This window comes from Paenisporosarcina sp. TG-14 (genome assembly GCF_000297555.1).
GTDB classification, from domain to species: domain Bacteria; phylum Bacillota; class Bacilli; order Bacillales_A; family Planococcaceae; genus Paenisporosarcina; species Paenisporosarcina antarctica.
Genome location: NZ_AMGD01000007.1, coordinates 1 through 15615, shown reverse-complemented (window position 1 = coordinate 15615; position 15615 = coordinate 1). Strand labels below are relative to the sequence as shown.

Annotated in this window: 15 protein-coding genes and 1 riboswitch; all 15 genes read left to right on the top strand. The window is 36.5% G+C overall.

The features are described from left to right. The first annotated feature begins 39 nt into the window (after positions 1-39). The 15 genes from C406_RS0103140 (at position 40) to C406_RS20070 (ending at position 15559) form a co-directional block, all read left to right on the top strand. Entirely contained in the window at positions 40-861 is an 822-nt protein-coding gene (locus C406_RS0103140; protein WP_017379134.1) for a MetQ/NlpA family ABC transporter substrate-binding protein, read from the top strand. Between the two features lie 160 nt (positions 862-1021). Beyond that, positions 1022-2212 carry a dicarboxylate/amino acid:cation symporter gene (locus C406_RS0103135; RefSeq protein ID WP_017379133.1) on the top strand — a complete coding sequence of 397 codons (1191 nt, stop codon included), beginning with the start codon at positions 1022-1024 and terminating at the stop codon, positions 2210-2212. Between the two features lie 101 nt (positions 2213-2313). Further along, complete coding sequence (locus C406_RS0103130) at positions 2314-2844, top strand: hypothetical protein (protein ID WP_017379132.1); 531 nt, start codon at positions 2314-2316, stop codon at positions 2842-2844. 189 nt (positions 2845-3033) lie between these two features. Beyond that, entirely contained in the window at positions 3034-3162 is a 129-nt protein-coding gene (locus C406_RS21210) for a hypothetical protein (protein ID WP_017379131.1), read from the top strand. A gap of 284 nt (positions 3163-3446) precedes the next feature. Next, positions 3447-4226 carry a Fe-S cluster assembly ATPase SufC gene (gene sufC, locus C406_RS0103120; protein ID WP_017379130.1) on the top strand — a complete coding sequence of 260 codons (780 nt, stop codon included), beginning with the start codon at positions 3447-3449 and terminating at the stop codon, positions 4224-4226. 17 nt (positions 4227-4243) lie between these two features. Next, positions 4244-5548 (top strand): Fe-S cluster assembly protein SufD, encoded by a 1305-nt coding sequence (gene sufD, locus C406_RS0103115; protein ID WP_017379129.1) that lies wholly within the window; start codon positions 4244-4246, stop codon positions 5546-5548. Beyond that, positions 5548-6777 (top strand): cysteine desulfurase, encoded by a 1230-nt coding sequence (locus C406_RS0103110; RefSeq protein ID WP_017379128.1) that lies wholly within the window; start codon positions 5548-5550, stop codon positions 6775-6777. Before sufD ends, C406_RS0103110 begins: the two co-directional genes overlap by 1 nt. Further along, a complete protein-coding gene (gene sufU, locus C406_RS0103105; RefSeq protein ID WP_017379127.1) occupies positions 6767-7207 on the top strand; it encodes a Fe-S cluster assembly sulfur transfer protein SufU in 441 nt (146 codons plus the stop codon). Before C406_RS0103110 ends, sufU begins: the two co-directional genes overlap by 11 nt. A gap of 18 nt (positions 7208-7225) precedes the next feature. Further along, the gene (sufB, locus tag C406_RS0103100; RefSeq protein WP_017379126.1) at positions 7226-8623 is read left to right on the top strand and encodes a Fe-S cluster assembly protein SufB; all 1398 of its coding nucleotides are present in this window, start codon (positions 7226-7228) and stop codon (positions 8621-8623) included. Between the two features lie 110 nt (positions 8624-8733). Further along, on the top strand, positions 8734-9558 hold the full coding sequence (locus C406_RS0103095) for a sulfite exporter TauE/SafE family protein (protein ID WP_017379125.1): 825 nt from the start codon (positions 8734-8736) through the stop codon (positions 9556-9558). Between the two features lie 12 nt (positions 9559-9570). After that, positions 9571-10935 carry a bifunctional metallophosphatase/5'-nucleotidase gene (locus C406_RS0103090; RefSeq protein ID WP_017379124.1) on the top strand — a complete coding sequence of 455 codons (1365 nt, stop codon included), beginning with the start codon at positions 9571-9573 and terminating at the stop codon, positions 10933-10935. Between the two features lie 46 nt (positions 10936-10981). Next, the gene (yunB, locus tag C406_RS0103085) at positions 10982-11755 is read left to right on the top strand and encodes a sporulation protein YunB (RefSeq protein ID WP_017379123.1); all 774 of its coding nucleotides are present in this window, start codon (positions 10982-10984) and stop codon (positions 11753-11755) included. A gap of 53 nt (positions 11756-11808) precedes the next feature. Then, positions 11809-11995: riboswitch (Lysine riboswitch) on the top strand. Positions 11996-12135: 140 nt separating this feature from the next. After that, positions 12136-13695, top strand: coding sequence for a Na+/H+ antiporter NhaC family protein (locus C406_RS0103080; protein ID WP_017379122.1), 1560 nt, complete (start codon positions 12136-12138; stop codon positions 13693-13695). A gap of 199 nt (positions 13696-13894) precedes the next feature. Further along, positions 13895-15427, top strand: coding sequence for a sodium-dependent transporter (locus C406_RS0103075; RefSeq protein WP_017379121.1), 1533 nt, complete (start codon positions 13895-13897; stop codon positions 15425-15427). Between the two features lie 12 nt (positions 15428-15439). Further along, positions 15440-15559 (top strand): methionine/alanine import family NSS transporter small subunit, encoded by a 120-nt coding sequence (locus tag C406_RS20070; protein WP_017379120.1) that lies wholly within the window; start codon positions 15440-15442, stop codon positions 15557-15559. Positions 15560-15615 lie beyond the last annotated feature (56 nt).

Sequence of the window (15615 nt, the reverse complement as noted above, 5' to 3'; positions counted from 1 at the left end):
TACTCGATCACATATAACACAAAAAAGGGAGAGACAATCATGAAGAAATTTGTAGCAGGAATTTTATTATCAGTAAGTGCCATCACACTAGCAGCATGTGGTGATAGTGATGCTGGAGACAGTGGAGATAGTAAAGAACTAGTGGTGGGAGCTTCAAACGTTCCACATGCTGAAATATTAGAACAAGCAAAACCGTTGCTTGAAGAACAAGGGATTGACCTTGTAATCGAAACATATCAAGACTATATTTTACCAAACAAAGACTTAGAATCTGGTGATTTGGATGCAAACTACTTTCAACATATACCTTATTTAGAATCACAAATCGCAGATAATGGCTATGATTTCGTCAATGCTGGTGAAATTCATATTGAACCTATCGGTGTTTATTCTAAAAAATATAAATCATTAGAAGAACTTCCTGAAGATGCAACAATCTTAATTAGTAATTCTGTTGCTGACCATGGTCGAGTTCTTTCAATGTTAGAAGCAGAAGGATTAATTAAATTAGCTGACGGTGTTGATAAAACAACAGCAGAAGTGAAAGATATCGTGGAAAATCCAAAAAACTTGGAATTCGATGCAGAGTATGAAGCGGCACTTCTTGTTCAATTGTATGAAAACGAAGAAGGCGACGCGGTATTGATTAACTCAAACTATGCAATCGATGCTGGAATCAACCCATTAGAAGATTCAATCGCGATTGAAAAAACTGATTCACCTTATGTAAACATCATTGCAGTTCAATCAGGCGATGAAGACAACAAAGAAATTAAAGCATTAGTGGAAGTATTGAAATCAAAAGATATTCAAGATTTCATTTCGGAAGAATGGGGCGGCTCAGTCGTTCCGGTAAAATAACAAAAAAATAAATGAAAGACGTCGAGTTTCGACGTCTTTTAATTTTGCAGAAAAAACGGAGTATTCCGGCTTTTGATGGTTGTATTCACTTTAGTAAGTGGGTGTGTTAAAGTAATCTCATCTTTTCGGAGAGCACACTTGTACATTTAAGGAGGACAACATGAAAAAGATTAAAATCGGATTACTAGCACGAATCGTACTTGCAATTGCACTAGGTGTTTTAGTCGGGTCGTTTGCACCTGAATCAGTCGTTCAAATTATGGCAACATTTAATGGTTTATTCGGTAACTTTTTAGGTTTTGTTGTTCCATTAATTATTATTGCATTCATTGCTCCTGGGATTGCCCAACTTGGCAAAGGGTCAGGGAAATTATTAGGACTTGCTACAGTGTTCGCTTATTCATCCACTATAGTAGCCGGTTTTCTCGCGCTATTTGTAGCATCTAATGTGTTGCCAAAGTTTATTTCTTCTTCTAAAGGCGAATCTTTTGAAAATCCTGAAGAATTTCTTGCAACGGCTTTCTTTAAAGTCGATATGCCTCCAGCATTAGGGATTATGACTGCATTACTTCTTGCATTCATTTTTGGTATTGGCATGGCATCAACAAATAGTGAAGTGCTAAAACGAGGATTCGATGAGTTTAACATCATTATTGAAAAAGTCATCTCGAATGTCATTATTCCTTTGCTACCTATACATATCTTTGGAATCTTTATGAACATGACATTTGGTGGTCAAGTAGCCAAAATATTATCTGTCTTTGCTATCGTTTTTGTACTAGTTCTTCTTTTACATTTTACTATGCTTCTTTTACAATATTCGACTGCAGGGGCTTTGAATAATAAAAATCCTTTCAAGCTACTTAAAATTATGTCTCCTGCCTATTTTACAGCTCTAGGAACACAATCTTCAGCAGCTACAATTCCTGTCACATTGCGACAAGCTCGTAAAACTGGAGCTTCTGAAAAAGTAACAGACTTTACAGTTCCACTTTTTGCAACAATTCATTTGTCAGGAAGTACAATTACGATTGTGACATGTGCAATTGGTGTTCTCTTGTTAAATGGTCAAGCAATAGAATTAAAAGAAATGGTGCCTTTTATTTTTATGGTAGGTATTACAATGATTGCAGCACCAGGAGTTCCTGGAGGAGCAGTTATGGCGGCAATAGGATTACTTAGTTCGATGTTAGGATTTAATGAAACTATGATTGCGTTGATGATTGCACTTTACTTAGCACAAGATAGCTTTGGTACTGCAACAAATGTAACGGGTGACGGTGCATTAGCATTAATTGTAAACCGATTTTCACGTGATGAAGCGGCTAAAATAGACACCTTAAAGAGTTAATATTCAAGCAGTTCTGACTGTTTGGTAATTTATTTACAATTCATTTTTCCTGTGGTAATATAACAAAGCAAATATTCCCACATTTTAAAGGAGATTAAATTATGAAAAAATTACTATTACTTCTTGCTTCCCTCTCTTTAGTTCTTGCAGCTTGTTCTGGAGACAAAGAAGAAACAAAAGAAACTACTAATGAAGAAACTACAACTTCAGAAGGAAAAGTGAATCCTGCTGGAGATATGATGAAGTTTTACTTATCAATTTCTAACTCAATTAATGAAGTTGATGCGGATTTAAACGCTTATGAAAGCGCAAAAGCTGTAGAAGAACTTCCTGAAGGTACTGAACTTAAAACGATGCAAGATGCTGCAAAAACAGCTGCAGATAATGCTGCTGTAAAAGTCGAAGAATTAGAAGTTCCTGCTGAATTAAAAGATCAACAAGAAGCAATCGACTCAGCATTAACTAAAATGCATGAAGCTTATACACTAAAATCAGAAGCCCTAGCTGCTGAAGGTGAAGTTGTATTAGATAAAGCAAATGCAAAATTTGAAGAGGCTGACGCTGAATTAAATAAGGTATTAGAAGAAGTAGGCTTAGCTGGTTCAAGTATTTTAAACGAAGTATCTCTATAATGAAAAATTCGTCCGTAAATTCGGACGAATTTTTTTGTTTAAAGTAGTTTGTGTTGGGTAAATATAAAAATGTGAAGGATAACAACTCATAACTTTGAGTTGAAAATTTGAAAGGAATGATTCACTATCCAATCACCAGATCAAGCATTCACAGAACGTATGGACCATGCATTCAGAAGTAAACATGGAGTGGGATTAGTTGATTACCAAAACAATTCAGAGCTCCGTCTACAAGTAGAAATGCAACGTGAACGTGATTATGAAGTTGGTCAACAAGTAGCAGCTAAAATAGAGCGACAAGCACATCGCGAAGGATAATTCAAAATTAACATAATCAATGAACCTTGGTTCATTGATTTTTTTGTTTATTTTTTAATAAAATAAATTCTCATTTAGATAGTCTTCATTGAAAATGACATTCTATCATCTAAACAACCTAAGTAAACGTGCTAATAAAGAGATTACTAATATGTATTGAAGGATTTTCATATATGAAACAGTCCGTCCAAAAGATTTGCATGTGCTTAAAATTTCAGTTAAGATTAGAATGATAATAATTAAGAATGGTATTTCCATTCATTTATACACTTGGAGGTAGTAAAATGTCGACTTTAGTTATTCAAGATCTTCACGTTGCCATTGATGGTAAGGAGATTCTTAAAGGGTTAAACCTTACAATTAATACAAACGAAATTCATGCGGTTATGGGTCCTAACGGGACTGGTAAATCAACATTAGCATCTGCAATTATGGGACACCCTAAATATGAAGTAACTTCTGGCTCTATAACTTTAGATAACGAAGATGTACTTGAGATGGAAGTAAACGAACGAGCACAAGCGGGTATTTTCTTAGGAATGCAATATCCAAGTGAGATTAACGGTGTTACTAATGCCGATTTCTTACGTTCGGCAATAAATTCTCGTCGCGAAGAAGGCGATGAAATTTCAATCATGAAGTTCATTCGTGAACTTGATAAGAAAATGGATTACCTTGAAATGGATCAGGAAATGGCACAACGCTATTTAAACGAAGGATTCTCAGGTGGCGAAAAGAAACGCAACGAAATTCTTCAATTAATGATGATTCAACCTAAAATTGCGATTCTCGACGAGATTGACTCTGGTCTTGATATAGATGCTCTAAAAATTGTAGCAAATGGAATTAACCAAATGCGTGGAGAAGATTTTGGTTGTTTGATTATTACTCATTATCAACGCTTACTTGATTATATTACACCTGATCATGTTCACGTAATTATGCAAGGTCGTATAGTGAAAACTGGTGGTCCTGAACTTGCTCATAAATTAGAAGAGCAAGGCTACGATTGGATTAAAGAAGAATTAGGAATTGAAGACGAGACTGTAGGTCAAGAAGCGTAAGGAAAGGAGACATACACATGACGGTTGAAACAAAATTGGCATTAACCGAACAAGATGTACGCTCCTATTCAACGGCGAATCAAGAACCTTCTTGGTTTGCTGAATATCGTGTACAAGCTTTTCAGGCGGCAGAAAACTTGCCAATGCCAAAACCAGACAAAACAAAAATTGATAATTGGAACTTCACAAACTTCCCAGTTCATGCAGTAGAAAGCGATACGTTCGCTTCACTTGCTGAGTTACCAGAAGAAGTGAAAGCCATTGTTACAGAAAATCAAAAAAGTGTTTATATTCAACGCAACAACACACCTGCTTATTTACAAGTTTCTGATGAGTTAAAAGCGCAAGGTGTTATTTTTACAGATATATTCACTGCTGTTCGCGAACATAGTGAGCTAGTTCAAAAGTATTTCATGACGAACGGTGTGAAAACGGATGAGCATAAACTCGCTAGTCTACATGCTGCTTTATTAAATGGTGGCGTATTTGTATACGTTCCGAAAAATGTTGAGATAGTTGAACCAATTCAAGTCGTTTACTTGCATGACAATACTCAAGCTTCTCTTTTTAACCACACAATTGTTGTAGCTGATACGAATAGCTCAGTAACTTATGTGGAAAACTATCTTTCAACTGTTCCAGAAGCATTCGGAGTTGTAAATATTGTTTCTGAAGTGCTAGCAAAAGACAATGCACGTATTACTTTCGGAGCTGTAGATGTATTGGCGAAAGGATTAACAACTTACGTAAATCGTCGAGGCATAGCAGACCGTAATGCTCGTATTGATTGGGCTCTTGGACTAATGAATGATGGCAATACCATTTCAGAGAACGTTACACACTTAGTTGGAGACGGTTCTTATGGTGATACCAAAATGGTTACAGTTGGTCGAGGGAAACAGAAGCAAAACTTCACGACTAAAATAATTCACTGGGGTAAACACTCTGAAGGATTTATTTTGAAACATGGTGTTATGAAAGATGAAGCCTCTTCCATTTTCAATGGAGTTGGAAAAATCGAACATGGTGCTACAAAAGCTAACGCTGTTCAAGAGGCACGTATATTAATGTTGAATGAAAAAGCACGTGGAGATGCAAATCCAATTCTGTTAATTGACGAAGATGATGTAACTGCAGGACACGCAGCTTCTGTAGGTCGTGTAGATCCACTTCAACTATACTACTTAATGAGTCGCGGTATTTCTAAGCAAAATGCAGAACGATTAGTTGTTCATGGTTTCCTTGCACCAGTTGTAAATGTTTTACCTATAGAAGGTGTTAAAAAGCAACTTGCGGAGGTCATTGAAAGGAAAGTGCGCTAATGATCAATAAAGACATTCGAAGCTATTTCCCTATTTTGAACCAAGAAGTGAACGGTTATCCGCTAGTCTATCTTGATAGTGCAGCGACATCTCAAAAACCCGTTCAAGTCATTGAAGCGTTAAGAAAATATTACGAGTTCGATAATTCAAATGTTCACCGAGGTGTTCATACACTTGGTAATCGCGCAACTGAAAGTTATGAAGGCGCGCGTGAAAAAGTGCGTAACTTCATTTCAGCAAAGTCTACACAAGAAGTCATTTTCATGCGTGGAACAACTACTGCTCTTAATACAGTGGCCCAAAGTTACGGTGAAGCAAATGTACAAGAAGGTGATGAAATTGTCATCACGTATATGGAGCATCACTCTAATATCATTCCTTGGCAACAATTGGCCAAAGAAAAAGGTGCCATTTTAAAATACGTAGATTTAGAAGAAGATGGAACGCTATCTTTAGAAAAAGTGCGTGCAACGATTACTCAACGTACTAAAATTGTTTCGATTATGTATGTGTCAAATGTTCTTGGAACAATGAACCCAATAAAAGAAATTACACAGATTGCTCACGAAAACGGAGCAATTATGGTGGTAGATGGAGCACAAGCTGCTCCTCATTTACGCATTGATGTACAAGATTTAGATTGTGATTTCTTCGCTTTTTCTGGTCATAAAATGTGTGGTCCTACAGGGATTGGTGTGTTATATGGAAAGAAAGAGTTGCTCGAGCAAATGGAGCCTGTCGAATTCGGGGGCGAGATGATTGACTTCGTTGGGTTATATGACTCTACGTGGAAAGAACTTCCATGGAAGTTTGAAGGCGGTACTCCAATCATTGCAGGTGCTGTAGGATTAGCTGCAGCAATCGATTTCTTAGAAGAAATTGGTCTTGATGAGATCGAGAAGCATGAACATGAACTCGCAGCATATGCAATGGATCGTATGTCTACGATTAATGGTTTAACGATTTATGGACCAAAAGATCCGGGGAAAAGAGCAGGGATTGTTACCTTTAACGTAAATGATGTACATCCTCACGATTTGTCGACTGTTCTGGATATGAATGGTATTGCAGTTCGTGCTGGACATCATTGTGCGCAACCATTAATGAAATGGTTGCAGGTATCAGCTACTGCGCGTGCAAGCTTCTATGTGTACAACTCTGAAGAAGATATTGACCGATTAGTAGCGGGACTTAGTACGGCAAAGGAGTATTTTAACGATGTCTTTTAAAAATTTGGATCAGCTATATAGATCAGTCATTATGGATCATTACAAAAAACCTCGTAACAAGGGGTCACTTGAAGATGGTAGTGTCACAATTGATATGAATAACCCTACTTGTGGGGACCGTATTCATTTAACTTTGCAAGTCACTAATGGAATTGTGGAAAATGCTAAATTTGATGGAGAAGGATGTTCCATTTCAATGGCATCTGCCTCTATGATGACGCAGGCTGTAAAAGGAAAACCGGTCGAAGAAGCTTTAAATCTTTCGACAATTTTCTCGGATATGATGCTTGGGAAAGAGCTTGATGACTCTATTGACTTAGGCGATATCGAATCTTTATCTGGTGTAACCAAGTTTCCGGCGCGTATTAAATGTGCCACTCTTGCTTGGAAAGCCATGGAAAAAGGTGTAGAAAACGAATCACATTCGTAATAGAACGGAGGAAAGATGATGGCTAAAAAAATGCCTGAAATTGGAGATTATAAATATGGGTTCCATGATAAAGACGTTTCTATTTTCCGTTCAAAACGTGGATTAACTCGGGAAATCGTTGAGACAATTTCAAATATGAAAGAAGAACCTCAATGGATGTTGGATTACCGTTTAAAATCTTTGGAAATTTTTTACTCAAAACCAATGCCACAATGGGGTGGAGATTTAGCTCCACTGAACTTCGATGAAATTACGTATTATGTAAAACCATCAGAAGCGACTCAAACTTCATGGGATGAAGTGCCAGAGGAAATTAAACGTACATTTGATAAACTTGGAATTCCAGAAGCAGAGCAAAAATATTTATCAGGAGTTTCTGCTCAATATGAATCTGAAGTCGTTTACCATAGCATGAAACAAGAACTTACTGATATGGGAATTATATTTAAAGACACTGGTGCAGCTCTTCGTGAAAATGAAGAACTTTTCAAAAAATACTGGGGTACAATTATTCCGAATACAGATAATAAGTTCGCAGCATTGAACTCAGCAGTATGGTCAGGTGGATCTTTCATCTATGTGCCACCAAATACTAAAGTAGAAACACCGTTACAAGCATACTTCCGTATTAACTCGGAAAATATGGGGCAATTTGAGCGTACGCTTATAATCGTTGATGAAGGTGCACATGTTCACTATGTTGAAGGTTGTACGGCACCTGTATACACAACGAACTCTCTACACAGTGCAGTTGTTGAAATTGTTATAAAAAAAGATGCATATTGCCGTTACACAACCATTCAAAACTGGGCAAATAATGTCTATAATTTAGTGACAAAGCGTGCAGTTTGTGATGAAAATGCAACAATGGAATGGATTGATGGAAACATCGGTTCTAAATTGACAATGAAATACCCAGCAGTCATCTTAAAAGGTGAAGGTTCACGTGGTATGACATTATCGATTGCCATTGCAGGTAAAGGTCAACATCAAGATGCAGGAGCGAAAATGATTCATTTAGCGCCAAACACTTCTTCAACGATTATCTCTAAATCAATTTCGAAGCAAGGTGGTAAAGTAACTTACCGCGGTGTTGTTCGTTTTGGTCCTAAAGCATCTGGTGCACGTTCAAACATTGAATGTGATACGTTAATCATGGATAACTTGTCTACTTCTGATACTATTCCTTATAACGAAATTTTGAATGACAATGTATCTTTAGAACACGAAGCTAAAGTTTCAAAAGTGTCTGAAGAGCAATTGTTTTACTTGATGAGTCGAGGAGTTTCGCAACAAGAAGCAACAGAAATGATCGTAATGGGCTTTATAGAGCCATTTACAAAAGAATTACCTATGGAATATGCAGTTGAGATGAACCGTTTGATTAAGTTCGAAATGGAAGGTTCAATCGGCTAAATATCTAATTTCTTTAAAACCTCGCCTTAAGGCGAGGTTTTCTTTGTTTGATGAAATATATGATATGATAATGAACAAATGGATTTAGATAAGTTTGAAGGAGAATGGGTATGGAATATGTACTACTGGCACTAGTTGGGTTATTTTCTGGCGTTGTAGGTGCCTTAGTAGGTCTTGGTGGAGGTATTATCCTAGTGCCAGCTACTCTTTTCTTAGGGGGATCCAGTGGATTAATTTCAGGGATTACTCCTCAGAATGTTGTAGGGCTATCTGTTATTATGATGATTTTTACAGGCTTAGCCTCTACTTTAACGTTCATGAAAGCAAGGACTGTAGATTATCGAAGTGCTCTCATCTTCTTTGTAGGAAGTGTGCCTGGTACTATTTTAGGGGCATGGGTAAACAAAGGATTAGACTTGCCATCATTTAATTTATACTTTGGGATTTTATTAATTATGTTATCTACCTTATTACTGGTTCGAAAATATATAAAACCAGTAAAATGGTTTGTTAATAACGGCAAGAAAAAAACTTTTACAGATACTCATGGAAAAAACTATGTTTATGGTTATCCAGTATGGTTTGCTCTTATTTTAACGTTTGGTGTTGGTTTTGCATCTGGTTTATTTGGAATTGGTGGTGGATCCATCATTGTACCAGCTATGATTTTATTATTCTTATTCCCCCCACATGTAGCGGTTGGTACTTCGATGTTTATGGTCTTTTTATCAGCTTTAGTAAATTCAGCTAGTCATATTTCTTTAGGCAATGTGCCATGGTTGTATACACTTCCAGTTATACCAGCAGCCTTTATTGGAGCGAAAATTGGAGCAACTTTAAATCAACGTATTAAATCGGAAACATTAGTAGTTGCTTTGCGTATAATCTTATTATTACTCGGTGTTCGTTCGATTGTAGCGGGGCTGATGGGATAAGGAGTTGACCAAATGATTGAAACCATTCACTTTTATCATACCAATGATTTACATAGTCATTTTCAACATTGGCCACGAATTCATGAACTCGTAACAACACGAAAAAAATGGCATCTCGAAGAAGGCGAATCAAGTTTCACATTAGATCTTGGTGATCATATCGATCGTTCACATATCTTTACAGAGGGAACATTAGGTAAAGGAAATGTTGACCTTTTAAATAAAGCACAATACGACGTGGCAACTATTGGAAATAATGAAGGAATTACACTTTCGCACAATGAATTAGAAAACTTATATCTTCATGCTCAATTTGATGTAGTAGTTGGAAACTTGATTGAGCAAGATGGAAAATTACCAAAGTGGTTAATTCCAACAACTATATTGACAACTATATATGGAACGAAAATTGGTGTAACAGCACTTACAGCTGAATACACGCTGTTTTATAGTCAATTGGGATGGCAAGTGACTGAAGCATTTGATGCTTTGAGTAATCAATTAATGGAGTTAAAGAAAAAAACAGATATCATTATCTGCATGTCCCATTTAGGTATAAATGAAGATGAGATAATGGCAGAGAAATTTCCTGATATTGACGTAATCTTCGGTGCACATACACACCATATTTTCCACGAAGGAAAATTAATTAATAATTCTTTGTTAGCTGCAGCTGGTAAATATGGCTATTATGTTGGACATGTTACCGTGGATTTTGATTTAGAAGCGAAATTGATTGTAAAAAAACAAGCTCATTTATATGATACAAATGAACTGAAAGAATGTGCAAATGAGGATGAATTTCTAGAAGAATTAGCCATTATTGGTAAAGCTAATTTAATGGAAACTGCATTTATCCATAATGAGACGTTTAAGAAAGAGTGGTTTAAAGAATCTGCTTTATCAACTTATTTTGGTAAAGCATTAACTGCGTTTTGCCAAACGGATTGTGCCTTATTTAATGCTGGTTTATTTTTGTCAGATCTAAAAGAACAGGAAGTCTCATATTTTGATATTCACAAAATGATGCCACATCCGATTAATCCATGTGTAATTGAACTAACAGGTGAAGAGTTAAAAGATATATATTTATTGTCGTTAAATGAAAGTTGGCCAAATTTAGAGATTAAAGGTTTAGGTTTTCGTGGTGTTGTGATGGGAAAAATGATTACACACCAATTTACAGTTGTTGATCAAATATTATTTGTTCAAAATAGACGGATAGAACCAACAGAAATTGTTCGTTTAGCTACCATTGACATGTTCACATTTGGTTACTTTTACCCCATATTTAAAGAGTCACCAAAGACTTATTTTATGTCTGACTTCATTAGAGATGTTTTAATTGTGTATGGACAAAAACAACAACTTATATAGGTATAAATGAACCCTCCTTGTCGTAACATGACGTAGGAGGGTTTTCGTGCGACTACGTAAAGTTTCTAAAAGGTCAATCTATTGGAAAGGCAAGAACATTATCCCTGTGTTCTTTGTTTTTGTCGTAATTTCTGTTGGCTTAATGTTTTATCTCGTGAATGTTCGTTTAACCCCAATCTATTTACAGTATGCAGAGGTACAATCCAAAAAAATCGCATCACTTGTTGTTAGTAAAGCCATTAACTCTCGAACCGCAGATTTAATGAATGCAACTGATATCATAGTTGAAGTTCCATCAGAATCCCCAGGTACTGTGACGACTCAATTTAATACGGAAATAATTAATCGTGTTCAAGCTGATATCATAACCTTGGTACAGACCCAATTAGAACAAGCTGAAAAAGGCAACTTGGCCAATTTACCTTATTTGGATGATATAGAGTATGATCCAGACGCAATGGAAGATAACGGAGGCATTGTATTTTTAGTTCCTCTTGGTCAAGCGACAAATATCCCACTCCTTGGAAATCTAGGACCTAAAATTCCAATACGTTTTCATGTTATTGGAAATTTACAGTCGAACGTAGTTTATGATATTCGTGAATTTGGAATTAACAATGCAATGATAGATGTAAGTGTTGTTATCACAGTCAATGTACAAGTTATTGTCCCACTCGCAACAAAAGCGACGGTAATTGAACAAAAAATTCCAGTTGCACTTGGAATAATTTCTAGTCCTGTTCCTCAAATTTATACTAAAGGAAGCGGAGCGAATGCACCACAAGTAGAAGTACCGTATCAACCTCCATCCGCTCCATAATAAGTTATTGCAATAAGGTCCGTTTATTGTTAAAATAGGAAATGAAATTAATATCGATGGGTAGAGGCCGCATAACTTATTAGTAACATACGCGAGGATGATAACGAAGACCGTATGTAAAAGGGAGTTTTGCCGAAGTAAAATGATTGTGTCTAACAGTATTTTATTGGGGTTATTCTAAACAAGAATAACACTATCATTTATAGGCGAAATGCATATAAATGGTGAGCTACAGATCGTGGGTAGGATACATCAATTTGTCTATTCGCAACTTGTCTGGGCTGGTTTCTTAACATTCATTTTGAATGTTAAAGATTCCAGTCTTTTTGTATGCTTACTCGTATTCTGTGACCACCCCCATGCGGAGGAGGAACATAGGTATGTCAGGAACTATATTATCAATTTTACCCCCAATACTTGCAATTGTGATGGTCTTACTTACACGTCGTGTACTGATCTCACTAGGTACAGGTATCGTTTTAGGAGCTTTACTAATTCATTCATTCTCACCAGGTAAATCGCTAGTAAGTTTGTGGCAATCATTCCAAGTGACATTTTGGGATGGAGGACTAAATACGTATAATGTCTTTATTATTCTCTTTTTATTTTTACTAGGCATCATCACAGCTTTCGTTAGTTTATCTGGTGGAAGTCGAGCGTTTGCAGAGTGGGCAGTAAAGCATATCAAAACGCGAAGAGGAGCTAAGCTATTAACTGCATTTCTTGGTGTGGTTATCTTTATAGATGATTATTTTAATGCTTTAGCTGTTGGACAAATTGCACGTCCAATAACGGATCATCACCGCATCTCACGTACTAAGTTAGCATACTTTATTGATTCAACATCTGCACCGGTTTGTGTAGTTTCACCAGTATCAAGCTGGGGAGCATATTTAATTGGATTGATTGGGACAATACTGGCTACTCAATCAGTTATAACATACTCACCATTAACTGCATTTATCATGATGGCACCAATGAATTTTTATGTAATTGCAGCACTTGCTATGGTGTTTTTCGTAGCGATTACAGACTTCGATTTATTGGAAATGAAAAAACATGAACGTAGAGCAATCGATACAGGGGAAGTGTTTGATCCAAAAAAAGATATTCCTGGTCAATTAAAAGAAGATTTCCCTGTTCATAGTCATGGGAAAGTAAAAGACTTAGTTCTACCAATTGTTACACTTGTAATTGCGACAATCGGAGCAATGCTATGGACAGGATATCAAAATGCAGGTGTTCTAGATATTTGGGCAATTTTTGAGAATACTGATGTACCGAAGTCATTGTTAATTGGTGGTACTGCAGGTGCAGTTGTATCTATTGTTCTTTATCTCTTACAGTTCGGAAAAAATGAAAAAGCCAACCTTTCATATCTTAGTAAAGGAATTTGGAGCGGAATTCAATCCATGCTACCTGCTGTGTTAATATTAGTTTTTGCTTGGTCATTAACGTTTATTATAGATAAGCTTAAAACAGGCGAATATTTAGCTCAAGTAGTAATCGATGCCAATCTTCCAATAGGTTTATTACCAGTTATTCTGTTTATATTAGCTGGAGGTATGGCATTTGCAACAGGTACCTCATGGGGGTCTTTCGGAATTTTATTACCGATTGCAGGAACCATAATGATTAGCGCTGATCCTACGATGTTATTACCTACTTTAGCAGCAGTGCTAGGAGGGGCCGTGTTAGGTGATCATTGTTCACCGATTTCAGATACGACCATTTTATCTTCTACTGGTGCTGGATGTAATCATATTGATCACGTCACGACTCAACTACCGTATGCATTAATTTCAGCAGCCGTTGCATCAGTTGGGTACTTAGTTTTAGGATTAACTGGGTCCGTTTGGTTATCATTGGGACTTGTAATAACTATTCTTGCAATACTATTTTATGTTTTAATTAAGATGAGCGAAAAATCGACAAATTAATAGGTAAACATATACAGAGCGAGGGTTTATTCCCTTGCTTTTTTTTTATTTAATAATAGTTTATTATATAAAAAAACATCTTTACAAGTTAATTCACTATAGTATACTAGTTTTAGATTAATAAATAATCTGAATATAAACAAGCTTCCTAATATTACAATAGTACTTTTGGGGGCGAAACAAAAAGGAGGAAAAAAACATGGAACAACGTTCTCAATGGGGATCACGAGCTGGCTTTATTCTGGCTGCAGTTGGTTCCGCGGTAGGACTCGGAAACATTTGGCGTTTTCCGTACGTAGCTTTTGAAAATGGTGGAGGCGCTTTCTTTATCCCGTACTTATTCGCGCTTTTAACAGCCGGTATTCCTATTCTTATTTTAGAATTCACTTTGGGACATAAGTACCGCGGTTCCGCACCATTATCATTCTTCCGCATGGGCGGGAAAAAAGCAGAATGGCTCGGCTGGTGGGCAGTATTTGTTTCCTTTGTAATATCAACATACTATGCAGTCATTATTGCCTGGGCGATGAAATACACAGTGTATTCTGTTAACCAAGCATGGGGAGAAGATACTGCTGGATTCTTATTTGGTACAGTTTTAAAATTAGGCGATGTACCAGGTGAAGCGGGTGGATTAGTACCCGGAGTAGCAATACCTTTACTACTTGTTTGGGTTATTGTATTAATTATTTTATTTGCAGGTATTAAAAAAGGAATTGAACTCGCTAATAAAATCTTCATACCAACATTAGTTATTCTTTTCTTATTAGTAGTAATACGAGCAGTTACGTTGGATGGAGCGGGACTTGGTTTAACAGCATTTTTTGAACCTAACTTCTCTGAATTAACAAATCCAGCAGTATGGGTTGCTGCATATGGACACATCTTCTTTAGTTTATCAATTGCATTCGCTATTATGATTACGTATTCTAGTTATCTTCCTAAAAAGTCTGATATTACAAATAATGCATTTATAACAGGTTTTGCTAACTCAGGTTTTGAATTACTTGCAGGTATAGGTGTATTCTCAGCTCTAGGATTTATGGCTGCTTCACAAGGTGTTGCAGTAGCTGACGTTGCATCTGCAGGCGTGGGTCTTGCTTTTGTGGTGTTCCCACAAATAATTAGCCAGTTCCCAGGAATGAACGGACTGTTTGGCGTCTTGTTCTTCCTTTCACTTACATTAGCTGGTATAACTTCACTAATATCTATATGTGAAACTTATGTAGCGGGATTTTCAGAAAAGTTTGGAATTTCTCGTAACAAAGCAGTTATTTTTGGAGTAGGAACAGCAGCCGTTATTTCATTCTTATTTGCAACAAACGGTGGTTTGTACTTCTTAGATGTTGCTGACTATTTCATCAATCAATTCGGTGTTGCTGCAATTGGTTTAGTTGAAGTTATTGCAATCGCTTGGTTCTTTAAAAAGCTTCCTGTATTCGAAGATCATGCAAATGCTGTATCTGATATTCGTTTAGGTGCTTGGTGGAAAATTTGCTTGAAATTTGTGACACCTTTAGTTTTAGGTTACATGATGTTTGGTTTATTGAAACTGAATTTAACAAAAGCTTTTGAATCCGATACAGGAAACTATGAAGGCTATTCAAATGCATTCATTCTTTATCTTGGATGGTTTGTGGCTGCTGGTGCCATTATTTTAGGATTCATATTTACGGCTATAAAATGGAACAAAAATACTGATGTTGATGCACATCAACATGATAATGAATAAGGAGGACTTCAGATGACAACAAGTGCAATTATTATGATGGTTATTGGAGTCGTCATCATATGGGGCGGCTTAGCAGCAAGTATCGTATATGCTGTATCAAAATCAAGACAAAAATCAAGACAAAAAGCATAAACAAAAAGCGTCTCTCTCATAGAGACGCTTTTTGTTTTAGTGTGCCCAGCATGGGC